Source organism: Nocardia miyunensis NBRC 108239 (genome assembly GCF_001613065.1).
Taxonomy (GTDB): domain Bacteria; phylum Actinomycetota; class Actinomycetes; order Mycobacteriales; family Mycobacteriaceae; genus Nocardia; species Nocardia miyunensis.
This window is the reverse complement of sequence record NZ_BDBQ01000073.1, coordinates 59,322-82,904: the sequence shown is the minus strand read 5'-3', so window position 1 is coordinate 82,904 and position 23,583 is coordinate 59,322. Positions and strand designations below refer to the sequence as shown.

General features: G+C 68.2%; 20 protein-coding genes and 1 pseudogene. 8 read left to right on the top strand and 13 right to left on the bottom strand.

Annotated features, from left to right (window positions below):
- Positions 1-10: 10 nt before the first annotated feature.
- Positions 11-184, bottom strand: coding sequence for a hypothetical protein (locus NM2_RS49460; protein ID WP_157121400.1), 174 nt, complete (start codon positions 182-184; stop codon positions 11-13).
- Positions 185-308: 124 nt separating this feature from the next.
- Positions 309-1,679, bottom strand: a complete 1,371-nt coding sequence (locus NM2_RS30325; RefSeq protein ID WP_067675841.1) for a nucleobase:cation symporter-2 family protein — start codon at positions 1,677-1,679, stop codon at positions 309-311.
- 593 nt (positions 1,680-2,272) lie between these two features.
- On the opposite strand from NM2_RS30325, the gene NM2_RS30320 reads away from it, so the two are divergent.
- The 3 genes from NM2_RS30320 (at position 2,273) to xdhC (ending at position 7,185) form a co-directional block, all read left to right on the top strand.
- Positions 2,273-3,709 carry a xanthine dehydrogenase small subunit gene (locus tag NM2_RS30320; protein WP_067675838.1) on the top strand — a complete coding sequence of 479 codons (1,437 nt, stop codon included), beginning with the start codon at positions 2,273-2,275 and terminating at the stop codon, positions 3,707-3,709.
- A 91-nt stretch (positions 3,710-3,800) separates the two neighbouring features.
- Positions 3,801-6,308, top strand: a complete 2,508-nt coding sequence (gene xdhB, locus NM2_RS30315; protein ID WP_084531712.1) for a xanthine dehydrogenase molybdopterin binding subunit — start codon at positions 3,801-3,803, stop codon at positions 6,306-6,308.
- Positions 6,301-7,185: a xanthine dehydrogenase accessory protein XdhC gene (gene xdhC, locus NM2_RS30310; RefSeq protein ID WP_084531718.1), complete on the top strand. Its 885-nt coding sequence runs from the start codon at positions 6,301-6,303 to the stop codon at positions 7,183-7,185. The genes xdhB and xdhC overlap by 8 nt, the downstream gene beginning before the upstream one ends.
- A 196-nt stretch (positions 7,186-7,381) precedes the next feature.
- Here xdhC and NM2_RS30305 read toward each other — a convergent pair whose 3' ends face one another.
- Positions 7,382-8,704, bottom strand: coding sequence for a hypothetical protein (locus NM2_RS30305; RefSeq protein WP_067675832.1), 1,323 nt, complete (start codon positions 8,702-8,704; stop codon positions 7,382-7,384).
- 466 nt (positions 8,705-9,170) lie between these two features.
- Here NM2_RS30305 and NM2_RS30295 point away from each other — a divergent pair, with 466 nt between their 5' ends.
- Positions 9,171-10,703 (top strand): FAD-binding protein, encoded by a 1,533-nt coding sequence (locus NM2_RS30295; protein WP_067675820.1) that lies wholly within the window; start codon positions 9,171-9,173, stop codon positions 10,701-10,703.
- Between the two features lie 2 nt (positions 10,704-10,705).
- On the opposite strand, the gene NM2_RS30290 is transcribed toward NM2_RS30295, so the two are convergent.
- Entirely contained in the window at positions 10,706-11,245 is a 540-nt protein-coding gene (locus tag NM2_RS30290; RefSeq protein ID WP_067675810.1) for a hypothetical protein, read from the bottom strand.
- Positions 11,246-11,456: 211 nt separating this feature from the next.
- Between NM2_RS30290 and NM2_RS30285 the strand changes: the two genes are divergently transcribed.
- Positions 11,457-12,305, top strand: a complete 849-nt coding sequence (locus tag NM2_RS30285) for a hypothetical protein (protein WP_067675807.1) — start codon at positions 11,457-11,459, stop codon at positions 12,303-12,305.
- Between the two features lie 31 nt (positions 12,306-12,336).
- Here NM2_RS30285 and NM2_RS30280 read toward each other — a convergent pair whose 3' ends face one another.
- Entirely contained in the window at positions 12,337-12,903 is a 567-nt protein-coding gene (locus tag NM2_RS30280; protein WP_067675891.1) for a TetR/AcrR family transcriptional regulator, read from the bottom strand.
- Between the two features lie 292 nt (positions 12,904-13,195).
- Here NM2_RS30280 and NM2_RS30275 point away from each other — a divergent pair, with 292 nt between their 5' ends.
- Together NM2_RS30275 and NM2_RS30270 are read left to right on the top strand one after the other, a co-directional pair.
- Complete coding sequence (locus NM2_RS30275) at positions 13,196-14,182, top strand: transporter substrate-binding domain-containing protein (RefSeq protein ID WP_067675804.1); 987 nt, start codon at positions 13,196-13,198, stop codon at positions 14,180-14,182.
- 14 nt (positions 14,183-14,196) lie between these two features.
- Entirely contained in the window at positions 14,197-15,801 is a 1,605-nt protein-coding gene (locus NM2_RS30270; protein ID WP_067675801.1) for an ABC transporter substrate-binding protein, read from the top strand.
- A gap of 18 nt (positions 15,802-15,819) precedes the next feature.
- On the opposite strand, the gene NM2_RS30265 is transcribed toward NM2_RS30270, so the two are convergent.
- From NM2_RS30265 to NM2_RS30250, 5 genes and pseudogenes are all read right to left on the bottom strand, one after another.
- Positions 15,820-16,014 carry a hypothetical protein gene (locus NM2_RS30265; RefSeq protein ID WP_067675798.1) on the bottom strand — a complete coding sequence of 65 codons (195 nt, stop codon included), beginning with the start codon at positions 16,012-16,014 and terminating at the stop codon, positions 15,820-15,822.
- A pseudogene (locus NM2_RS53095) lies at positions 16,007-16,093 on the bottom strand (hypothetical protein); the annotation flags it as partial. The pseudogene NM2_RS53095 and the gene NM2_RS30265, both read right to left, overlap by 8 nt.
- Positions 16,094-16,175: 82 nt before the next feature.
- Complete coding sequence (locus NM2_RS30260; protein ID WP_067675795.1) at positions 16,176-17,483, bottom strand: sensor domain-containing diguanylate cyclase; 1,308 nt, start codon at positions 17,481-17,483, stop codon at positions 16,176-16,178.
- Between the two features lie 29 nt (positions 17,484-17,512).
- Positions 17,513-18,322: an SAM-dependent methyltransferase gene (locus tag NM2_RS30255; RefSeq protein ID WP_084531711.1), complete on the bottom strand. Its 810-nt coding sequence runs from the start codon at positions 18,320-18,322 to the stop codon at positions 17,513-17,515.
- Between the two features lie 136 nt (positions 18,323-18,458).
- Complete coding sequence (locus NM2_RS30250) at positions 18,459-19,244, bottom strand: maleylpyruvate isomerase N-terminal domain-containing protein (protein WP_067675789.1); 786 nt, start codon at positions 19,242-19,244, stop codon at positions 18,459-18,461.
- 379 nt (positions 19,245-19,623) lie between these two features.
- Between NM2_RS30250 and NM2_RS30245 the strand changes: the two genes are divergently transcribed.
- A complete protein-coding gene (locus NM2_RS30245) occupies positions 19,624-20,358 on the top strand; it encodes a DUF6319 family protein (protein WP_245718284.1) in 735 nt (244 codons plus the stop codon).
- 233 nt (positions 20,359-20,591) lie between these two features.
- Here NM2_RS30245 and NM2_RS30240 read toward each other — a convergent pair whose 3' ends face one another.
- The 3 genes from NM2_RS30240 to NM2_RS30230 are packed head-to-tail and all read right to left on the bottom strand — an operon-like array spanning position 20,592 to position 23,412.
- Positions 20,592-22,247 (bottom strand): GGDEF domain-containing protein, encoded by a 1,656-nt coding sequence (locus tag NM2_RS30240; protein WP_067675783.1) that lies wholly within the window; start codon positions 22,245-22,247, stop codon positions 20,592-20,594.
- The gene (locus tag NM2_RS30235; protein ID WP_245718283.1) at positions 22,247-22,867 is read right to left on the bottom strand and encodes a hypothetical protein; all 621 of its coding nucleotides are present in this window, start codon (positions 22,865-22,867) and stop codon (positions 22,247-22,249) included. The genes NM2_RS30240 and NM2_RS30235 overlap by 1 nt, the downstream gene beginning before the upstream one ends.
- On the bottom strand, positions 22,864-23,412 hold the full coding sequence (locus NM2_RS30230) for a pyruvoyl-dependent arginine decarboxylase (protein ID WP_084531709.1): 549 nt from the start codon (positions 23,410-23,412) through the stop codon (positions 22,864-22,866). The genes NM2_RS30235 and NM2_RS30230 overlap by 4 nt, the downstream gene beginning before the upstream one ends.
- Positions 23,413-23,583 lie beyond the last annotated feature (171 nt).

Genomic DNA, 23,583 nt, shown 5'->3' with positions numbered 1-23,583 from the left:
CGTTCGACTTCTACTGCCCTGCAACGGGTTCGCGGCCCGGTCCCAGCAGGTAGATCGAGATGCTGGTGGCCGAGTCGCGGATCGTGCCGCCGCGGCGATCCTGATCGAACCGGTATCCCGCCCATTCGACGAGCATCAGCACGACGAACGCGGGTAACGCGTACAGGAACAGACCGCTGGACATCCCTACCGCCTGGCGAGTCGGCCGCGCTTTCGCCGCCGTCATCGATCGCGGTAGGAAGTTCCGGGGGCGAAATCGTCACCTCGGCAGGTGACCGATGATCCCCCGGGCAGGGAATGCTCCCGGATCAGCTCTTGGCGGTTCGCGGACCGGTGCGCCAGTGGTTGAACAGCAGATTCAGCACGAACACCACGATCACCGCGGAGGTGATCGGACTGGCGGCGATCATCTGGAAGTCGGTGGGGAACTTCGAGTAGAACTTCGGCGCGACCGAGGGCAGCAGCGCCACCGACAACGTCACCGCGATGATCAGCATGTTGTGCGTACCGTCGAACCGCACCTTGTGCAGCACGCGCAGGCCGACCGCGGTCACCATCGCGAACATCACCGTCGCCGCACCGCCGATCACCGGATCCGGAAGTGCCGCAACGAGACTGCCGACCTTGGGCACCAGTCCCAGAGCCACCAGCAGCGCACCGCAGACCGACACCACCCAGCGGCTGCGCACGCCGGTGAGCCCGACCAGTCCGACGTTCTCGGCGAACGCGGTGTCGGGGAAGGAGTTCATCAATCCGGCCAGCACCCCGGACAGGCCGTCGGCGGCCAGACCGCGCGCGAGATCGCCCGGCTGGAGCGGCTTGTCGACCATCTCGGCCACCGCGACGATGTCCGCGGTCGATTCGGTGAACGTCACGAGCATCACCACGCACATGGAAATGATGGCGGCGATGTGGAATTGAGGCGCGCCGAACAGGAACGGATGCGAGATGCCGAACCAGCCGGCCTTGCCCACCGCGGACAGATGAACCAGCCCCATCGGTATCGCGACGATCGTCCCGATCACGATGCTGAGCAATACCGCCAGCTGACTGATCAGGCCGCGGGCGAATTTGGTGATCAGCACGATGATCAGGATCACCAGTCCGGCCAGCGCGATATGCGAAATCTGGCCGTACTCGGGCGAATTCGGGTCGTTGCCGGCGATCAGCCCGGCGTCCGCGCCGATCAGCGACAGCCCGATCACACAGATCACGCAACCGGACACCAGCGGCGGGAAGAACCGGACCACCGTGGCGAAGAAGCGCGCGATGATCAGGCCGAAGACGCCGGACACCAGAATCGCGCCGTAGACCGTGGGCAGTCCGGCCTCGCCGCCGCCGAATTGCTCGGCGATGAGGATCATCGGCGAGACGACCGTGAACGTCGCCCCCGCCACGAGCGGCAGGCGCACGCCGAGGATCTTGCCGATGCCGACGGATTGAACGATCGTGATGATGCCCGAGACCAGTAGATCGGCGTTCACCAGAACGCCGATCGTGTGCTGCGGCAGTTTCAGCGCGGCGCCGACCAGCAGCGGCACCGCGACCGCGCCCGCGTACATGATCGCCAGGTGCTGTATTCCCAGGAGGGCGAGCCTGGCCGGGGGCGGAACCTCGTCGACCGGATGGGGCGGCCTTTTGACGGGATTGCGCGAGAGACGCGAGAAGCGCAATGGCATGGCAGGCCTCCTGGGCGAGCGGATATACCGGCCGACGACGACCGGAACTCCCGGGCACGAAAGTGTCGCGGGAAATTCGACAGGCGAACCTCCCGGGGCTCGAGCGTAAATGCCGTCGGCCGGTGCCCGGTCGCGCCGCAACGATATGTTTACCGGAGGTAACACCGCCGTCGCGCCGGTTCGGCGGATAATCCGATCGGAACGATGAAATACGTTGTGTCGTTTGGAGGATCATCCCAATCGTGCGAGGTGCCTGCGGCGATGCTTGACCCGCCGCGTGAGTGGTGGCTACGTTGAAATTTCACCGTGTTGCACGGCCGATGTGAGGAGGTGATCGGGATGGTTGTCGAGTGCGATCTGCGTCGTCTCGCTCACCGTCGGGCCTGGATTCCCGGCCGCGTCGCGCACGGTTACTGACCGGGCATTTCGTATCGTTCCGGACGGCGTCGTCCGCCCGGGGGATTTCCGGCGGGGTCGATATACGCCACCGATTTCGCCTCGCACGCTCGACGGAGAAAGCCGCCTAAAATGGTGATTGTCGTTCTCGACCCGACCGCACATTCATACGATCGACAGCGAAAAGAGGGTTTGCCATGGTAACGGCGCGGATCACGGTCAACGGGGAACTCATACCGATTTCCCCGGCCGCGCCGACGACGACTCTGCTGGAATTTCTGCGGCAGTGGGGATTCACCGGGAGCAAGGAAGGGTGCGCGGAAGGCGAATGCGGTGCGTGTTCGGTGCTGCTCGCCCGGCCCGGGATCGTCGGGCGCACCGAATGGATCGCGGTCAACGCCTGCCTGATTCCGGTCGCCGCGCTGGACGGGCAGGAGGTCGTCACCGCCGAGGGGCTGGGCACGCCGGAGGCGCTGCATCCGGTGCAGCGCGAGATCGCGATTCGCGGCGGATCCCAATGTGGTTACTGCACGCCGGGATTCGTATGCAGTATGGCCGCGGAGTACTACCGGCCCGACCGCGCGAGCGCCGATGGCTCGGCGGATTCCGAGCACGGCCCGAACGGATTCGACCTGCACGCGCTGAGCGGAAATCTGTGCCGCTGCACGGGATATCGCCCGATTCGCGACGCCGCCTTCGCGGTCGGCGCACCGGAGGCCGACGATCCGCTCGCCCGGCGCGGGGCCGCCGCACCGCCCGAACCCGTGCCGACCGTACTCGAGCGGGACGGCCGCACCTTCGTCCGGCCCGCGACGCTCTCCGAGGCGCTGACCCTGCTGCACGCTCATCCGGACGCCGTGGTCGTCGCGGGCTGCACCGACTGGGGTGTCGAGGTGAACATCCGGGCTCGCCGCGCCGACTACGTGATCGCCATCGATCAGCTGCCCGAACTGCGTGTCCTGCGTGTCGAGCCCGATCATCTGGAACTGGGCGCGGCCCTGACCCTCACCGAACTCGAACGGCGACTCGCGGGCAGTGTGCCGCTGCTGGCGGAGTTGTTCCCGCAGTTCGCTTCTCGGCTGATCCGCAACACCGCGACCCTGGGCGGCAACCTCGGCACCGGCTCACCCATCGGCGACGCCGCCCCGGTGCTGCTGGCCCTGGGCGCGTCGGTGCTGGTGACCGGCCCGGCGGGGGAGCGCGAGGTGGATCTGGCCGACTATTTCACCGGGTACCGGCGCAGCGTCCGCCGCCCCGACGAGCTGATTCGCGCCGTGCGCATTCCCCGCCCGCAGGCCCGGCTGTGCGGATTCCACAAGATCGCCAAGCGTCGTTTCGACGATATCTCCAGCGTCGCAGTGGCTTTCGCGATCGAGGTCGAGGGCGGCCTGGTGCGTTCCGCGCGGATCGGACTCGGTGGCGTCGCCGAGACTCCGATCCGCGCCTACGCCACCGAAGCCGCGCTGTACGGCCGCCCGTGGTCGCCGGAGACCGTCGAAGCGGCGGCGCAGGTTCTGGAAACCGAGGGCACCCCGCTGGACGACCACCGGGCCAGTGCGGAATTTCGCCGCGCCATGCTCGGCCAGAGCCTGCGCGAGATGTACGCGCGCTCCGGCGAGGAGGTGCCGGTATGAGAAACGCACCGAAGGAACAGGAGGCCGAGATGTCTGGAACACGTTCGGCCACAACATCTCCCGACTGGCTTCGCGATGGAGGTGATGCGGTGTGAGCGCTCTGTCGCAACGTCCGGAGAATTCGACGGTGGGCGTGCCGATGCCGCACGAGAGCGCCGCGCTGCACGTCACCGGGACCGCGCTGTACACCGACGACCTGGTGTATCGCACCAAGGATGTATTGCACGCCTACCCGGTGCAGGTCATGTGCGCGCACGCGCGGGTGCTGGCGTTGCGTACCGCGCCCGCGCTGGCGGTGCCGGGGGTGGTGCGGGTGCTGACCGCGGAGGACGTGCCCGGGGTCAACGATGCCGGGGTGAAGCACGACGAACCGCTGTTTCCCACCGAGGTCATGTTCTACGGGCACGCGGTCTGCTGGGTGCTCGGGGAGACGCTCGAGGCGGCCCGGCTCGGCGCGGCGGCCGTCGAGGTCGAGATCGAGCCGCTCCCGGCGTTGATCACCATCGCCGATGCGATTCGGGCGGGCAGTTTCCAGGGGGCGCAGCCGCGCGTGTGCTGCGGCGACGTCGAGGCCGGATTCGCCGAGTCGGCCCGGATCTTCAGCGGTGAGCTGGAGTTCTCCGGGCAGGAGCACTTCTATCTGGAGACGCACGCGGCGCTGGCCGTGGTCGACGAAGCCGGGCAGATCTTCGTGCAGAGCAGCACCCAGCATCCCTCGGAGACGCAGGAGATCGTCGCGCACGTGCTGGGGTTGCGCAGCCACGAGGTGACGGTGCAGTGCCTGCGGATGGGCGGCGGCTTCGGCGGCAAGGAGATGCAGCCGCACGGGTTCGCGGCCGTCGCGGCACTCGGCGCGACGCTCACCGGACGTCCGGTCCGGCTGCGGCTCAACCGAACTCAGGATCTGACCATGTCCGGCAAACGTCACGGATTCCACGCGGAGTGGCGGGCCGGATTCGACGCCGACGGCCGCCTGCGCGCCCTGGACGCGACCCTCACCGCCGACGGCGGCTGGAGTCTGGACCTGTCCGAACCGGTGCTGGCTCGCGCGCTGTGCCATGTCGACAACCTCTACTGGATTCCGAACGCGCGCATCAGCGGCCGAATCGCCAAGACGCACAAGACTTCCAACACCGCCTTCCGCGGATTCGGCGGGCCGCAGGGCATGCTCGTGATGGAGGATCTGCTCGGTCGCTGCGCACCCCTGCTGGGTCTGGATCCGGCCGAATTGCGTTCTCGCAACTTCTATTCCGCGGGACAGTGCACGCCGTACGGGCAGCCGGTGCGCGCCCCGGAACGGATCGAGACGGTCTGGCGGCAGGTGCACGAGAACGCCGATCTGACCTCCCGTCGCCGCGAGATCGAGGCGTTCAACGCCGCGCATCCGCACCGCAAACGAGGTCTCGCGGTCACCGGGGTCAAATTCGGCATCTCGTTCAATCTGACCGCGTTCAATCAGGGCGGCGCGCTGGTGCTGATCTACAAGGACGGCTCGGTCCTGATCAATCACGGCGGCACCGAGATGGGCCAGGGCCTGCACACGAAGATGTTGCAGGTCGCCGCGACGACCCTGGGCGTCCCGCTGGACACGGTCCGGCTGGCGCCGACCCGGACCGACAAGGTCCCGAACACCTCGGCCACCGCGGCGAGTTCCGGTGCGGACCTCAACGGCGCGGCCATCAAGAACGCGTGTGACCAACTGCGCGAACGGCTTTCGCAGGTCGCCGCGACCCGGCTCGGCTGCGATGCGGCGGATGTGCGGATCGTGGACGGCGTGGCCCGGCCGCTGGGCGCATCCGGCGACGGCATCGCCTGGGCCGATCTCGTGCGCACCGCCTACCGGCAGCGCGTGCAGCTGTCCGCGGCCGGTTTCTATCGGACCGAGGGACTGCACTGGGACGCGGCGAGCATGCGCGGTTCGCCGTTCAAATACTTCGCCTACGGCGCGGCGGCCAGCGAGGTGGAGGTGAACGGATTCACCGGGGCCTACCGGATTCGGCGGGTCGACATCGTGCACGATGTGGGCGACAGCCTGTCCCCGCTGATCGATATCGGCCAGATCGAGGGCGGTTTCGTGCAGGGCGCGGGGTGGCTGACCCTGGAGGATCTGCGCTGGGACACCGGCGACGGACCCGGACGCGGTCGATTGCTGACCCAATCCGCCAGCACCTACAAACTGCCGAGCTTCTCGGAGATGCCCGAGGTGTTCAACGTCGAATTGCTCGCCGACGCGACCGAGGAGGGTGCGGTCTACGGATCCAAGGCGGTGGGTGAGCCGCCGCTGATGCTGGCGTTCTCGGTGCGCGAGGCGTTGCGGGCGGCGGTCGCGGCGTTCGGTCCGGCCACGATCAGCATCGATCTGCCCGCACCCGCGACGCCGGAGGCGGTGTACTGGGCGATCGAGCGGTCGCGTCGCGGAATGCACGCGAATGATGTTGCGATGCAGGAGGTTTCGTTCGCCGATCCGGTTCCGGTCGGTGCGGGTTCGCCTGGCGACGGGAGAGGCGTGCCTGGTGCCGCGGGGCCGGGCATCGCGCGTGCGGGATATCGGCCTTCGGGTGCGATCCCGGACGGCACCGGAGTTCTCGGTCATGGCTGAGCTGAACTGGGTGGCCGCGGTCACACGGTTGCGGGACCGGCGGGAGCCCGGCGTGCTGGTCACCGTCGCTGCCGTGCGCGGGCATGCGCCGCGTCGCGCCGGAGCCAAACTCGTTGTGGGACAGCAGGAGACGTGGGGCTCGATCGGCGGCGGGAATGTCGAGGCGGTCGCGGTCGATCGGGCCCGCGAGCTGATCGACGCGCCGGACCCGCAGCCGGAGCTGATGGATTTCGCCCTCAACGACAAGGTGATCAATCGACACGGCGTGCAGTGCTGCGGCGGAACCGTCGAGCTGCTGCTGGAACCGCTGCCGGTGGTGCCCGCCGTCGCGATCTTCGGGCTCGGGCACGTCGGGCTGGAACTCGCGCGCATCCTCGCGCGGCACGAACTCGACCTGCATCTGATCGATACCCGCCCCGACATGCTCGACGCCGGGCGACTCTCCGTTCTGTGCGACGCACCGGCCCGGATCCACGTCCACGAGGTGGCGCTGCTGCCCGAACAGGTGCTGGCCGAACTGCCGCCCGGCACTCATCTGCTGATCATGACGCATGATCACGCCGAGGACGCCGCCCTGTGCGATGCCGCCCTGCGCGGCGGTGATTTCGGCTCGATCGGCCTGATCGGCTCGTCGGCCAAATGGGCACGCTTCCGCCGCCGCCTCGAATCCGAGGGCGGACACACCCCGGAATCCGTCGCCCGCATCCGCACGCCCATCGGCCTGCCCGAGATCACCGGCAAGGAACCGGCCACCATCGCCGTCAGCGTCGCCGCCGATCTCCTGCTCACCTTCGAACGAGACCGCGCCGCGGCGGCAGCGCGCCGAACGTCCGAGGACCCTCGGATCCCGCTCCCGCATGCGGGCCCTCCGGTGTGATCGAGACTCCTGACGGGACCCGGTTGCGCTACCGCGCCTGCTGACCACGGCCCGGCGCTGCGCCAGGTGCGGTCGGACTCCGGCGGTGTCCCGACACCATACTTGTTCTGGCACAACGCTATTCGAATCTACGACGAGACCTGGGCGCGAGGGCTGCGCGGTGCCGGATCGCTCGGAGACCTCGTCGGGCGGCGGATCAGTCGGACGGGGCGGTTCGCGGTGTCGCCGGGACGGTGTCCGGAACCAAGGGTCTGCGCCTGATGACGTAGATGAAGATCGCGTATCCGAGGACGATCGCGAACGCCGTCCAACCGGGTACGGCCGAGGAGCGTTCGTCGAAATCGCAGACGATCGCGCGGTCGACGCCGATCAGGTCGCAGGTGCCGAAGCTGAGTTCGGCGCGCAGCGCCACGATGAGCGAGGGGACCAGCAGGATCACGATCGCCAGTACCCGGCTCGCGCTGTGTCGCGGCGGCGAGGTGCCCAGGCAGTAGCCCGCGATCAGCACCAGCGCCACCTCGCCGGCAGCGTCGGCGACGGAGTTGTGCACGTGGGTCAGCGCCACCGCGGCCAGTGCCAGTGCCGCGGCCGCGGTGAGTGCGAGCGGCAGAGAGGACCAGCGAACTCCGATCAACAACCCGGCCGCGCACAGCAGGATCAGGATCGGGACGGACCATCCGGGGATCTGGCCGGGCACGATCGCGTTCCCCGCGGCGGTCAGGGCCGCGGCGAGCAGGAAGAAAACCCCTTCGCGGCCCGGTAGCAGCAGTGCGGTGACTCCGGCGACGATCACCGTGACCGCCGCGGCGATCGCGATGGCGGGCACACTCTCGGCATGATGCGTGATCCACTCCGCGACGAACAGCCGGGAGGCGATCAGCACGACGCCGGTCACGATCGGGGCCATCGGCAGTTCCACCGACAACCGATTCGCCGTGGGTTGTCGCCGGTTCAGGTAGGCGCTGATCGCGATCAACACCAGCACGACGCCGATCATCCACGTCGGCGGCGAATTGCCCGGCACCCAGTTCGCCCGGACGTGATAACCGGTCATTCCGGTGTGGTAAGGCGCCGGCAGGGCCTCGGAGATCACGATGCTGCCGATCGCGCCGACCGTCCAGCCGAACGCCGATGTCCGCCGATGCAACACCGCCGCCCCCAGGCCGCCCAGCAGGACGCCGCCGGCGAGCGCATCGAGGAAGTTCAGCGTGGTCACCGAGGAGTCCGGCCCGGCCGACTGGCCGAGGAGATGATTGACGAACAGCACCACGATGCCGAACAGCGCGGTGCACCAGGCGATCAGCTCGTTCAACGCGGTCGCGGCGAAGGTCGCGACGATCACCGCGACGATCGCCCCCGCCGCAATTGCTCGTGGTTGGCTGTGGGCAAGCATATTGAGCTGTAGCGGCCCGGATTCGGTGCTCCACCGGAAGTCGATCGGCAGCGTCAACGAGAGCCCGGCAACGATGGTTGCCAGGAAAGCGGTGATCGCCTCGACGGTCCCGTGCGCATATCGCACCCGGTCAAAACTACTCGCATCACTCGAATCGGACAGGCGAAACGTGTGTAGCTGAAAGGTCGCTAAGAATTCGATCTCGGCGGTTGGTCATGCCTACGACGAGATTCCCGCGAGGTGCCTGTCGATCGTCCACTCACCGAGGCCGCACCACCGCGACAACGAAAAGGCCGGACACAGGCGCGGGCGAACAGACCGCTCGAGCCCGCGGTCTCGTGACGGCGGTCGAGACTGCTGTGGCCGTGGATCCGGTGTCCCGTGCGCCGCTTGCGGTCAGCGAACCGGCCGCGGGCATGCTGTGTCCGCCGATCGTGGGTGACTGCCGACATCCGTCGCGTGCGCGGTTCGGCTCGGGAAGCAGTGAGGCCCGGCCCGCGTGCCGCGGTCCGATGATCGGGACGGATACCTTCGCGGGGGGCGTGCGCTGGTTACCGTCGGAGGAAATCCTTCGCGGCGGAAGTGGTGCGGTGTGAACTGGGACGAAGAAGTCGATGTGCTTGTCGCTGGGTCGGGTGGCGGGCTGTGCGGCGCGTATACGGCCGCGCGAGAGGGGCTGAGCGTGACGGTCGTGGAGGCGACCGACAAATTCGGCGGCACCACGTCGTATTCCGGGGGCGGTGGCCTGTGGTTCCCGTGCAATCCGGTGCTGCGCCGCGCGGGCGTCGACGACACCCTCGACGACGCGCTCACCTATTTCCGCGCGGTGGTCGGAGACCGCACACCGGCCGATCTGCAGGAAACCTATGTGCGGCGGGGCGGCGAGGTGATCGAGTACCTCGAGCAGGACGAGAGCTTCTCCTTCGAGGTCTATCCGTGGCCGGACTACTTCGGCACGGCGCCCAAGGCGCGTCTGGATGGCAAACGGCACATCGTCCCGACGCCGCTGCCCGCCGATCGGCTCGGTGCGCTGAGCGACTCGGTGCGCGGCCCGCTGGCGACCGACCGGCTCGGCGCGAAGCAGCCCCGCACACTGATCGGCGGCCGGGCCCTGATCGGCCGCTTCCTACTAGGACTGTCGAAATATCCGAACGCCTCGCTGCGGCTGAACACCGTGTTGGACGAGCTGATCGTCGAGGACGGCGCGGTCACCGGCGCCGTCGTCGAACAGCAGGGCGTACGGACCGCGATCCGCGCTCGCCGCGGAATCATCCTGGCCGCAGGCGGTTTCGAGGGCAACGAGGAGTTGCGCGTGCGCTACGGCGTGCCCGGCACGGCCCGGGACACCATGGGCCCGTGGGGCAATGTGGGCCGGGCCCACGAGGCCGCGATCGCGATCGGGGCCGATACCGATCTGATGGATCAGGCGTGGTGGTCGCCCGGAATGATCCACCCGGACGGACGCGCGGCGTTCGCGCTGTGGTTCACCGGCGGTCTGTTCGTCAATCAGGACGGGGTGCGGTTCGTCGACGAGTCCGCGCCCTACGACCGGGTGGGCCGCGAGATCATCGAGCAGATGCGCAGTGGCGCAACGACATTGCCGTACTGGATGATCTACGACGACACCCACGGCATCGTCCCGCCGGTGCAGGCGACGAATGTGCCGACGGTCGAGCCGGAGAAGTACGAGGCGGCGGGCCTGTGGCACACCGCGGACACGCTCGAGCAACTCGCCGCGCGTATCGGGGTGCCGGGTGCGGCGCTGGCCGCCACGGTGGCCCGGTTCAACGAACTGGCCGCACGCGGCCGCGACGAGGATTTCGGGCGCGGCGACGAAGCGTACGACCGCGCGTTCTCCGACGGCGAATCACCGCTCGTGCCGCTCGGCGAGGGCCCGTATCACGCGGCCGCCTTCGGCATCTCGGATCTGGGCACCAAGGGCGGTCTGCGCACGGACGTCGCGGCTCGGGTGCTGACCGCGTCCGGGGAGCCGATCCGCGGACTGTACGCCGCGGGTAACACCATGGCCGCGGTCAGCGGCACAGTGTATCCCGGCGGCGGCAATCCGATCGGGGCCTCGGTGCTGTTCAGCCACCTGGCCGCAGTGGATCTGGTCGGGCGATAGCCTCAGGCCGCCGAGCCGGTTCCGGCCCCGGCCGACCCGCTGGACGGTCCGGGTGCGGCGACCAGGCTGAAGTCGTTGCACCATCCCCCCGCGCTGCCGCCGGCCTGGCAGGCGATGTAGACCGTCGGGCCGACCGCGGTGAAGGTCTGGCTGACGGTCGTCGCCGAGGTCACCGTCCGGCCGACGTACGCGACGCCGGACCGCGAGTCCAGGGCCAGGACGAGTACCGACCCGCCCGGATTCGCACCGGCCCGCACCGAATAGGTGTACCTCGCGCCGTCGGTCACCGGGACGTCCTGGCCGATGTAGCCGTTGTCGTGCACGTTCGCGCCGCTTCCGCTGACGTTCGCGTGGTAGACGTGCATGGACCAGCCCTTCAGTCCGCCGCGGAAATTCGCGTTGGTCACCAGGTTGGCGGCCGCGCTGGGGTGCGGATCGACGGTGAGGGGTACGGCGTTCGCGAGGCCTGTCCCGCCGAGGCAAGCGGCTGCCGCGAATGCGGCGATGGTACGGGTGCGGCCGAGTCGCAGTGAGCTTGTCATCGCAATTCTCCTTGCTGAAGCCCGACTGAAATTCATTCCTGTTACCGATTGGCAACTTTAGGTTCGCTAACGTTAGCACCACTTCGAGCCGGTGAAGTAGCCTACGAGCCTTGAAAGTAATGGCGTCGATGACGTCGCGGCGAATGAGTCGACCGGCGGTCCGAACCGTGTCTGGTAATCGAACAGCAAATTTCGTGGATACTGTGCGGATATGGACTTGGCGCTCGAATGGGATCGGCATCCGGGAACGGGTCTGCGCCTGGCGAACGAACTGGCCGGTGCGGCCGGACTGGCCGTCGCCGAGGATCTCGGGCCCGCGCCCGGCCGACTGGGGATCCTGGCCGTCCGGCGCGGCGGCGAACTGCTGGGCTGGGCCGCCCTGACCGGCGCCGCGAATCAGCTGGCGCTGACCGAACCGGTGTACACCTCGCGATATGTTCGGCGAATTCAGTTGGGGCACTACGATTTCGAACCGGCCACCGATGCCGAGGACGCCGTCGTGCGGGCGCTGGTGGCCGGTGCGGCGAAACAGGCGCGGGCACTGGGTTATCGGGTGCTGCGGTGGCGCGGCACCGATGTCGGCCCCGAGGGACGTGCGGCCGCGGCGCTGGGCGCGGTCGCGGTCGGCGAATACGCCCGCGTGTGGACCGCCGAACCGCGCACCTGGCGGGCCCCGATGGCGCTGACCTTCGCCGAACCGGTCGACTGTGTGCTGCACGCCCTCGCCGAATCCACCGAACCGCCCGGTCAGGCGCTCGTGGTCGCCCTGCTGACACCGGGTGTGGTGGATCCGGTGGCCAGCGTGGCGACCTCGGTCATCGGCAGTGCGGCGTACATCGATGCGGCGGAGGGGTTCACCTATCAGGACGTCGATCCCGGCGGTCTGGCCGCACTGGTCGGCGCCGTGATCACCGAATTGCACGACCAGGTGCCGCAGGCCCTGGTACTGCGCGTTTTCGAGCACGACGACCAGTGCATCCGCACCGCCCTGGCCACGGCCGGGCTCACCCTCTCGGCCCGCTGCCGCGATTACGAGCTCGCGCTCCGCATCGCGAACTGAGGTGCGCGGTCGTTCTCGATGTGCGCGGTGATCACTGCGGCGTGCGCAGTCCCGCGAGGACGACCGTGAGCAGGCGTTCGGCGGCTTCCGGCGTGTGCTCACAGGCCGCGCCGACGCCGTGGCCCAGGCGGATCAGGTCCTGCGGTTCGAGTTCCGGGCGGACGAGTCCGGCCTCCTGAGCGGGACGCAGGACCGCGGTGGCGGCCTCGGTGGCGATCGTGGAACAGAGCATGAAGATGTCCGAGTCGCGGTCCAGGGCGGCCTTGAGGGTGACCGCCAGACCACGCCGGTTCATCACGAAGTCGACCTGCGCCCGGACCCACAGGTCCAGTGCTTCCAACGGCGTGTACTCCGAGTCGAGTAATTCCTCCGCACGCCTGCTGAGCGCCTCGATGCTTGAGCGGTACACCGCCTCGATGAGCGCCGCGCGATTCGGGAAGTGCCGGTACAGGGTGCCGGGGCCGACGCCGGTCCGGCGGGCGATCTCGTCCAGCGGCGCCTCGGTGCCCAGTTCGGCGAACGTCTGGCGGGCGCATTCGAGGATGCGCTCGTAATTGCGGCGCGCATCGGCGCGCATACGCCGCGTCGTCGCGTCCATGGGGCCTCCCGTGAGGTGCACACTGCCGACTTCCATGATAAGAGGAGAAATTCTCCGATTGACTTCTCGGGTGCGTCTTCGAGCAACTACACAGCTGATCCGCAGGAACTGCACACCTGCTCGCGGGGGGACAGCATTCGATTCACGCCGATCGAGAGTGCAGACGCGTCAACGGGTTCGCACCTAGCGTGGTGCTGCCCGGCCGGAGCGACCTGGCTCGCGGACGTCGCGGCAATCCGGCTCACGGGGGGACAGTGTTACTGCCAGGATCTATGGAGGACAAGGCAATTCGATGAGGGTCCAGGCAAATACCCGGCGGCGCACCGTAGTGCTGGCCGCCGTGCTCAGCACCGTTGCGCTGGTGGTCGGCGCGTGCGGCGGTAGTGACGGTACCGGCGACGAGGTCCGCTCGGTGAACGGGCATACCTACGATCTTTCGCCGCAGCAGGCGGGCCGGATAACGGCGCAGAAGGTGGATTCGATCGCCGCGCAGGTGCCCGCCGCGATCCGCGATCGGGGCACGTTGATCGTCACCGGATCCGCCGATGCCGGTGCGCCGCTGCGGTTCTACGCCACCGACGATCGCACCGTGATCGGCTCCGAGGTCGACTTCGCCTCGCTGGTCGCGAACATCCTCGGGCTGAGACTCGATCTGCGGACCGCGGATTGGGCGCAGAACTTCGTCGCCGTCGACGCCGGCACGGTGGACGCCTTCGTCTCCAACGTGACCGTGACCGAGGAGCGCAAGGAGAAGTACGACTTCGCCACATACCGCAAGGACAATCTCGCGCTGGAGCTGGCCAAGGACGCGAACTGGACCTACCAGGACCGTAAATCGCTGGCGGGCAAGCGGATCGGCGTGGGCAGCGGCACCAATCAGGAACAGCTGCTCGTGCAGTGGGATCAGCAGAACGTGGCCGAGGGCCTGCCGAAGATCGATATCGCCTACTACCAGAAGACCACCGACTATTATCTGGCACTGGCCTCGCACCGTCTCGACGGATTCCTCGGCCCCGATCCGGATGCGGCTTATCACGTCGCCACCACGGGACAGACGAAGATCGTCAAGACGTTCTCCGGTGCCGGCGATGCGCTGCAGGCCGAGATCGCGGTGCTCACCAAGAAGGACAACGGCCTGATCGGCCCGGTGCACGAGGCGTTGCAGTACGCCATGGACCACGGTCTGTACCGCAAGGTGCTCGACCGCTGGGGCCTGGGAGCCGAAGCGGTGCAGCAGAGCCGGATCAATCCGCCCGGACTGCCGAAGAAGGCACCGTGACCAGGAGATCGACCATGACACGCCTGCTCGCTTCCTGCGGCGCGCTCGCCGCGGTGCTCACGCTCGCGGCCTGCGGTTCCGGCACTCCCTCCGGCGCAGCGGCCGGACCGCCGCGTCCCGGCGGAACCCTGCGCTACGGCCTCTCGCTCGCGCCGACCTGTTCGGACCCCGCGCAATCGGGGACCAACCAAACCCTGTACGTCACACGGCAGATCGTGGATTCGCTGACCGATCAGGATCCGGCGACCGGCGCGATCACCCCGTGGCTGGCGCAGAGCTGGGAGGTGAGCCCGGATGCCACGACGTTCACCTTCCATCTGCGCCCCGGCGTCACCTTCAGTGACGGCACCGCCCTGACCGCGACGTCCGTGCAGAAGAACTTCGACGCCATCGTGCACACCCTCACCGGTGCCAAGGCGCCGCTGGGGGCGAGCTACCTGGCCGGATACGCCGGGACCGACGTGCCCGATCCGCTCACCGCGCAGGTTCGCTTCGACCGGCCCAACGCGCAGTTCCTGCAGGCGACCTCGACTCCGCAGCTGGGCATTCTCGCCGACGCCACGACCGCCGAGCCCGCCGACCGGCGCTGCCTGGGCGACGATATCGGCAGTGGGCCGTTCACCTACGCCGGATACAAGCAGGGCGCATCCGTGACGCTTGCCAAACGTGTCGGATATAATTGGGGCTCAACGGTTTTCGGTCACAAAGGTGCGGCGTATCTGGACCGGATCGAATTCACCGTCATCCCGGAGTCCGGTGTGCGCACCGGCAGCCTGTCCTCGGGGCAGCTCGACGCGGTGAGTGATGCGCTGCCACAGGACGCCTCGCAGATCGAGGCTTCCGGCGGGCGGTTGCTCGTCACACCGAATCCCGGTGTGCCGTTCGGCATTCAGCCGAATCTGACGCGCGGTCCGCTGCGCGATCCCGCGGTGCGTACCGCGCTGCTGACCGCGATCGATCGCAAGGAGTTGGTCGATACCGTACTGGGGCCGCAGTTCAAGACCGCGACCAGTTCGCTGGCCTCGAAAACCCCCGGATACGTGGATCTTTCGAAGAGTCTCGGCCACGCCCCCGCGACCGCGAAGGCGGCGCTGGACAAGGCGGGCTGGGTGCCGGGCAGCGACGGCATCCGGGTCAAGGACGGCGTGCGGCTGTCCTTCGGCGTGCTGTTCAGCCATGCCTTCGCCGGGAACCAGGCGATTCTCGAGCTGATCCAGCAGCAGTTGCGAACCGTCGGAGTGGATGTGCGGCTCGAGCCCGCATCCGACGCGGAGTACGCCGCGCGGCAGAGCCGCAAGGACTACGACGCGGTCTACTACAACACCACGCGTGCCGACGGCGACATCCTGCGCACCGTCTTCGGGCTGGACGGCACGAATTACAATGTGCGCGGACCGATTCCGGATCTGGACCAGGCGCTGTCCGGCGAGTTGCAGACGACCGACACCACCGCGCGCTCCCGGCTCATCGGCCAGGCGCAGCAACTGGTGCTGGACAACGGGCTGTGGATACCCACCATCGAGCTGTCCCAGACGATCGGTGCGTCGGCCGCGGTGTCGGACCTGAAGTTCGAGGCATCGGCGCGGCTGCAGTTCTTCGACACCTGGCTGCACCGGTAGGCGGCGACCGGCGGCGGCTCAGCCTTGTCGCCGCCGGGCCAGCGGCGCGTGCCAGTGGTACCGCAGGGCCGGTACCCGGAAAACGACCGCACCCGCCGACGCCGCCGCGCCGGTCCAGGCGGTGAGCGCGCCGAAGCGCAGCAGCGTCGCGGCAACGCCCGCCCCGAGCGATGCCGACCATGTCGTAATTCTCGCGTACGGCCAGCAGCGCACCGGACACCCCGAAGGCGAATACGCCGAGCAGGTCCGCGGCCCGCTGCACATCCTCGGCCGTCGAGGTCAGCCCGATCATCGAATCCCTTCCTCGTCCGGTCGCCGGTCAACTCCGGGCTATCGCGGAATGGCAGGCCGGAACCTGCCGGGCGGACGGAGCGTCAACGTTTACGCCGCGTGTGCAGGCCCGGACGTGATCGCGCGGATTTGTTGCGGTACATGGCCGTATCGACGGTGTGCATGAGGTCGTCGATGGCGTCGGGAGGCTCGTCGACCAGTGCCGTGCCGATCGATGCGCCCACTGAGATCGTATGTCCCGCAATGGTTATCGGATCGGACAGCGCGTCGAGCAGGTGACGGGACAGGGCATCCAGCATGCTCTCGTCCCGGCAGTTCTCGATCAGCACGATGAACTCGTCGCCACCCAGACGCGCCGCGAGTCCACCGGGTTCGGCGGCCTCCCGCAACCGAGCGGCCACCGCCTGCAACACCCGGTCGCCGACGGTGTGCCCGAACGCGTCGTTGATCTCCTTGAAGCCGTCCAGATCCAGATAGCACAGGCCGATCGGCGGCGAAGCCTGCGCGAGCCGGTCGAAGAACAGCGTCCGGTTGGCCAGGCCGGTGAGATTGTCGTGGTGCGCGTCGTGCCACAGCTGGTCGGACAACGCCTTGCGCTCGGTGATGTCCACCGCGACGCCGATCAGGAAGCGTATCTGCCCGTTCTCGTCGCGGACCGCCGACATGGACAGGTCGATCGCGGTGCGATGCCCACCCGGATGGGTGTATCCGGTCTCCAGCCGGAAACGGTCGATCGTGCCCTCCAGCAGCTGCTGGAACTGCGCGTAGGCGGGCCCGATGTTGATCGGCCCGAGCACGTCGGCGACCTGCATCCCGGTGATGGATTCCGCTGGCGCGCCGAACATTTCGGCCATCGCGGCATTGACGTCCACCACCCGTCCGGTGCGCACGTCGATGGTGCCGATGCCGACCGACGCGCCCGCGAAGATGGCCGAGAACCGTGCCTGCGACAGCTGCCGCTGCGCCTGCGCCTCCCGCACCGCCGACAGCGCCGCGGCGAGGGTCGTCTCCTGCTCCGACAGCGCGGCCGCGCGCAGGGCCGCGGTGAATCCGGCGGCGAATTCCGCGGCCACATCGATCGCGCGTTCCCGCACTCGCTCCGGATCGGTCCGCAGCCCCTGCGAATCGGGCGTCTCGACGACGGCCCGGACCATGTCCCGGCAGATCACCGATACGGTCCGGCTGACCGCCGATTCGTCCCGATAGTTGGCCGCGACCAACGCCGCGGCGGCGACCCGCGCGGAGTCCAGGCCGCCGTCTCCGCGCAGCGTGGCCAGCAGCTGTTCGCCCAGCCCGGCGAGCAGGGCCTCGATCTGGGTGCGGGTCAGGGTGGGGGCGACGACGCCGTCGAGCGCGTCCGCCCAACGCACCGCCAGCTCGTGCGAACCCACCTGAGCACCCCTGTCCGAATCGCCCCCGGTCAGACCTTACGGCCCACACCCGCCAGCCCGAGCGAGCGCCCCGGCGTCTCGTGCAGGTCCCGGTCGGATTCCGGACGCCACAGCGGTAGTTCGACCACGCCGGGCTCGACCGGCTCCCAGCCGTCGAACATGGCGGTGATGCTCGCGCGGTCGCGGAATCGGATGCCGGTGTGGGACTGGTTCGCCGACAGATCGCCGAGCCGGGCCGCGGCGCCGGGCCGCTGTGCCGAGCTCAGATGCGAGATCGCCACATAGCTGCCCGTGGGCACCGCGTCGCGCAGTTCGCCGACCAGTTCGCGCGGGCCCTCGTGATCCTGCACGAGGTGCAGTACCGCGATCAGCAGCACACCGATCGGTTCGCTGAGGTCGATCAGTCCGCTGTCCGCCGCCCTCGCGAGCAGATCCGCCGGTTTGCGCAGATCGGCTTCCAGAGCGTCGGCGTGGTCGTTGCCGACCAGGATGGTCCTCGCGTGCGCGACCGCCACCGGATCGATGTCGATGTACAGCACGCGGTTGCCCGGATCGATCGCCTGGGCCACCTCGTGCACATTGCCCGCGGTCGGAATGCCCGAGCCGATGTCCAGGAACTGGTGGATCCCGGCATCGGACAGATACCGGACCACCCGCCGCAGGAAGGCCCGGTTGCTCAGCGCCAGCCGCGGGAGATCGGGCACCAGCTGTTTGGCCATGTCCGCGGTCTTGCGATCGATCTCGAAATTGTGCGAGCCGCCCAGTAGCGCGTCGTACATCCGCGCCGGGCTCGCCTTCGTCATGTCGACACCCGCGGGCGCCCACGTCGGCCTGTCCACTCGCAAAACCCCTTCACATCCGTGATCCGAGCCGCCTCACGCGGCGGATCGTCCGGCACCCGATCACCCCGGTACGGGTGCACCTGCATGCTAACCGCGCGCCTGCCGCCGGAACCGGCATCTCGGACAGCGGCGCTCAGACCAGATTGATCGAGTCCAGGACGCGGGTGCCGATCTCGGTGTCGCCGGTCACCGCGACGGCGCAGGCGCGCCAGGGCAACCGCCGGGTGCTCCATTGCGGAAATTCCACCGACATCGCCGCGATGTGCGCCGCGGCCCCGGCGGCGCGTCCCGGCCGCACGCGCAGCCGTCCGCCGCGCTGTTCGAGTCGCCAGGTGCCGCCGCCGGGACCGGTGAGGGTCAGTGCCACCGGCGCCTCGAGCCAGTTCAGCGCCTCCCGGTGCGAATGTTCCAGCAGCGTGGTCAGCCAGCGCAGGATCGAGGTCATGCGGCGCGGGTCGGTGGCCGGGGCCGGGCGGTCCAGTGCCGGGGCGATGTCGTGGCGCACATGGGTGTGCCATTCGAACAGGATCATCGCGGGCGCGAGTTCGAGTGGGTACCAGCCCAATTCGCCGGCCGGGATGCGAAGCGCGCCGAGTATCGGCATGGTCAGCACGGTGAGAGCGGCGCAGCCGCGGCGGCTCCACGTCTCGAATTCAGCGGGAAGCTGTCCGGTTGTGTGCGAGCGTTTTTCGTCGACGAGTCGTTCGTTGAGGCGTTCCACGTCGCGGGTGGTCAGGTAGGCGGCGGCGGTCGGGGTGAGGATCGCGCGCAGCACGGTGGTCATGTGGATGAGTACGTCCGCGACGGACCAGCCCGCCGCGGCGCTCGGCGCGCTGAGGTCCGCGGAACTCAGATCGCGACAGAAGTCGAGCACGGCGAGCCGCTCATCGCGTAACGCGGGCAGATGTGGCGAACTCATCGCGCAGCCCCGCCGACCACCGGACTCTTCATGGAGTCCGGACATTACCCGGTCACGGCCCGGCTGTCCGCGCCGACGGGGAATACTCGAAGATTGCTGTGCGGCATGAAATCGGCATGGCGGATGCGGTGCCGAATGTCGCGAGTTGTCCGCAGCCCCTACGATTCTCCTGGTTGGTCGAGTTCATCGGATCGGGTTCGGAGGGCGGTGCTTATGTCGCAGTGCGGTTTTGCCGAATGATTGCTCATCTCTGTGGCGGGGCTCGGAAGCATCCGGCGATGTGGACTTGTCGGTGCTATGGGGCATGCTCTTGGCACGCAGACGTCTACGAACCCGCCCGGAGTGCACCATGTCATCGCGTCGAACGAAGCCGCAGCCCTTGTCCGACACAGAAATTCGGCAGATCGCCGCGGACCTCGCCGCGGATCGCCCACCGATGGTGTGGTTCACCGCGGAAGCGGTCGGAGTGCCCGAAGGCCGCTCGGGCAAGGTGCTCGCGCTCGGTGATCCCGCCGAGGGCGATTTCCTGCAGGTGCGGCCGACGGGTTCCAAGGATGTGCTGTCGTTCTCGCCCACCGAAGTGACGCTGACCAAACCGGCCAGGCGCACCGCGCCTCCAGCCGCCGCGAAACCCAGGAAGGACACCCCAGTGAGCATGCCGTCGTCCGTCACCCCCTCGCCGCTCCCGCCGAACCCGGCCCCGGAGAGCGCGGCTCCCGCGCAACCGGCCGCGGCCAAGCCCGCCGCGTCGAAACCGGCCGCCGAGTCCGACACCGCCGAGAACGCCAAACCCGCCCCGGCCAAACAGCCCGCCCGCCCGGCCAAGGCCGCCCCCGCTCGCAAGGCGAAGACCCCCGAGGTCACCGTCACGCTGTCCGGCACCGCCGACGGTGAGTGGACCGTCGATGTCGTCAACGGCAAGAAGCGCACCGTCCGGGGAATCGCGGTCGCGGGCTCCGCGGTCGCCCAGGCCGCCAAAATCCTGCACCCCGAGGTCGCCGAGGTGGTCGATTCGGTCCTGGAATCGGTCCGGAATTCGCAGCGCGTCAAGGTGGAACAACTCCAGTCCGAACTGGAACAGGCCCGCCGCGTCCTCGACGAACTCTCCGGTTAGGTGTGTTCTCCAGAGGCGAGCCCGAGCATGTGACACCGCCGTCCACCCCCTGTCCGGATTGCGATGGGGAGCGCGTCCCGGTGAGCGGTTCGGCGGAGATGTACCTCGTTGCCCGAGGAGGCGGTCGCGCCCTGACGGATCTGGCCGCGGTGCTCTGTCTGGGATGTGGGCGAGTCTTCTTGTACGCCGATCGGCTCGACAAGGTCCGCCAACGCTTCCGGCGGTGAGCCGGATTATACGGCTGTCTCGCGGTGTTTGCGGGAGTCGCGGTGCCACACCCGACGGGATTCGGGGTGGCCCTGGTGTCGCATCTCGTCGTGGAAGACGTAGCCAAGGGAGTATTCCTTGGCGTGATACATGGCCGAATCCGCCTCGCGCAGTAGGTCGTACACCGTGGTTTCGGTGGGCGCGAGGTCGGGCGAGAGCGGCGTGGGGACGTCCTGTGCGGGATCCGGGGTGACCTCGGTCTCGGCGGGTTCCGGGCACCGGGCGGCATGGCCGCGGATCTCGTGGACCGAACCCGGTGGCCGGGGGGAGCCCAGGGCGATGCCGATGCTGGCCGTGATCGAGACCGCGCCCACGCTGAGCTCGAAGGGATTGCCGAACGCGGCGATGAGCCGCTCGGCGAGGGTGGCGGTATCCGATCGGTTCGCGCAGGTCAGCACGACGAACTCGTCACCGCCGTAGCGCGCGGCCACATCGTCGTGACGGATGACGCGGCGGATGCGGGCCGCGGCATTGGCGATCAGCTCGTCACCGATGGCGTGGCCGTAGCTGTCGTTAACGGATTTGAATCCGTCCAGATCGATGAACAGCAGGCACAGCGTGCGCCCGGCCCATCGCTCGTGATTGCGGGCGGGGGCGCGCAGTAGTGCCGAGCGGTTCAGCAGGCCGGTGAGCATGTCGTGATCGGCCTGATACTGTGCCCGCCGCTCGCTGCGGGCACTGCGTCCGATGGCGCGCTCACTGCGCGCGAGCACGCCGATCAGCAATCCGGCGAGCAGTGCGGAGATCACCACTCGATCCACGATGCTGGGCCGGTGGCCCATGGTCGGCACCAGCGAGGCCACCACCAGCGCGACCGCGATGAAACTGGCCCGCTGACGGGACTGATCCGGCCGGATGCGCTGCTGCTGGCCCAGGGTGACCATGGTCGGATGCAGCGCCGCGAGCCCCACCAGCAGATACGCGCCCAGCAGCGGAATCAGCAGAATCTGGAAGGGCAGGTGGATCGACCCTGCCGCCACCAGGTTGTAGCCGAAATCGGCGACCAGGATGGCCAGCAGACTCGTGTGCAGCAGGCGTAATGAGGTTTCCGAGCGCATCGCGGTGACCACCGAATGGGTGACCACCGTGAGCAGCAGCGCATCGATGACCGGGTAGCAGGCCGCGATCAGCGCGCCCGATCCGTGCCCGCCGCCCAGGATCGGCGAGATCAGGAATGTCCACGAGGCCAGCAACGCCCCCATGCCGATCAGCCCGGAGTCCAGCAGCAGATCGTTGCCGCCGCCGTGGACGCGGCGCGGCGCGAGCCACAGCAGCGCCGCGAGCAGTACGCCGGCGTATCCGGACAGGGTGAACATATCGTCGAACAGGTATCCCTCGGCCGGGATGAGATCGCGCAGCATGATCCCGAAACCGAACAGTAGGGCCGATCCGGCCAGCAGATACCACGGCATCGGCGCCGGCGGTCGATGCCGCCGCACGCCCAGGGCGATCATCGCGACGGTCGTCGCGACGACCGCCGCCAGTACGGTGGTCACGACCGCTTCCGCGGCAGTGACCAGGGGTAGCGCAATCATGACCGCCGCTATCATCGGCACGAATGCGCGCCACAGTGGCCCGGCCAGATGCCGGAGGTCGACCGTGTGCTGATCACTGAGCATCATCAGTCCCCCTTGTCCGCTCCGTCCCCGATGAACCGTGCCGCGTAGTAAGTCTGTGAATCCTCCACCGCGATATCGACCGTCGCACGCTCCCCGATCGCCGTCCGCAGGGCGTCGGCGAAGGAGAAACGAGAGTTGTTGTACGAGCAGATGTCCCAGCCGACGGCCGCGCGCTCCGCCGCCAATATTCGGACGACTGATTCGATCATGACATGAAATGCGGCCCCTTGTCGCGCGCCGGGGGCGACCAATGTGAACCCTGCATAGTAGATCGCGCCACGCTCGGCGTGTTGCGGAAAACGCGCCGCGAAATATTCGGGGCTGATCCACGGCACGGTCTCCAGATGACGAGTCAACGTGGTCAGACCGATCGGTTCGCCATCGGGTGCGCGGGCCACGTGCTTCTGGATTCGCGGGTCTGTCATCTCCTGATGGAATTCGCCCGGATGCAGAACCTGCCGTGCGATCGCCCGAGTGCGTAACGGACCGAAGGCTTCCTCGTAGAGCAGTTGGAAGCGTTCGATCTCCGGATCCGGTATGGCGGTCTCCACGCTGACCCGGATGCCGCCGGCAGCCGAAGTCGCTGTACGCCTTGATCTTTCCGGTTCCTCGGGTTCGGTCACGGTTGATTCCATCCCGCCGTGTGATAAGCCGCCAGGGCCAGGGCGCAGGTCGGGCGTCCATCGGAGGTGGCCGCGACCGTGCTGGTGCACACCGGCCCGAAGACCCCGGCGCGGGCCGCGGTCATCTCGGTCAGGCTCTGATGGATGAGCTCGTCGACCTGCCTGGCGGTTTCGGCCTCGTGTTCGACGAACAGGCCCGCGCCCGAGCCGTCGTCGCGCACGGTCCAGCCGATTCCGGCCGCGGCGGTCGCGCCCTCGGTTTCGGCGAATTCCACCGCGTACACGCAGTACAGCCGATCGCCCCAGACGATGGGCCTGCGCACCCTGCGGGTCCGCTCGATCGTCGCGTACGGCGGGATCACCGACGACAGGCGGATCAGATTCGCTTCTCCCACACCGAGTTCGCGCAGTGCGGCGTCGAATGCGGAGATTCTGGTCGACCCCACTCCGACCGCCGCGCCGACCTCGATGGTCAGCGCGGCGGGGCGGGGCGGTGCGGTACTTCCGGTACCGAATGTCCCGTGATGTCGGTGGGTGATGAGCATCCTGGATCCTTCCCCCGGGGATCCCAGTGTTGCATTTTGAAGGGTGATCTTGCGGCAAAACTACTTTGAACTGAAAAACATCGTTTCATATCGGTCGGGTATCGCCCCCGGTCGCGTGGGCACGTGCCGGGGCGCATGCCGGCGGTCGGTGCATACCCCCAATGTGAACGC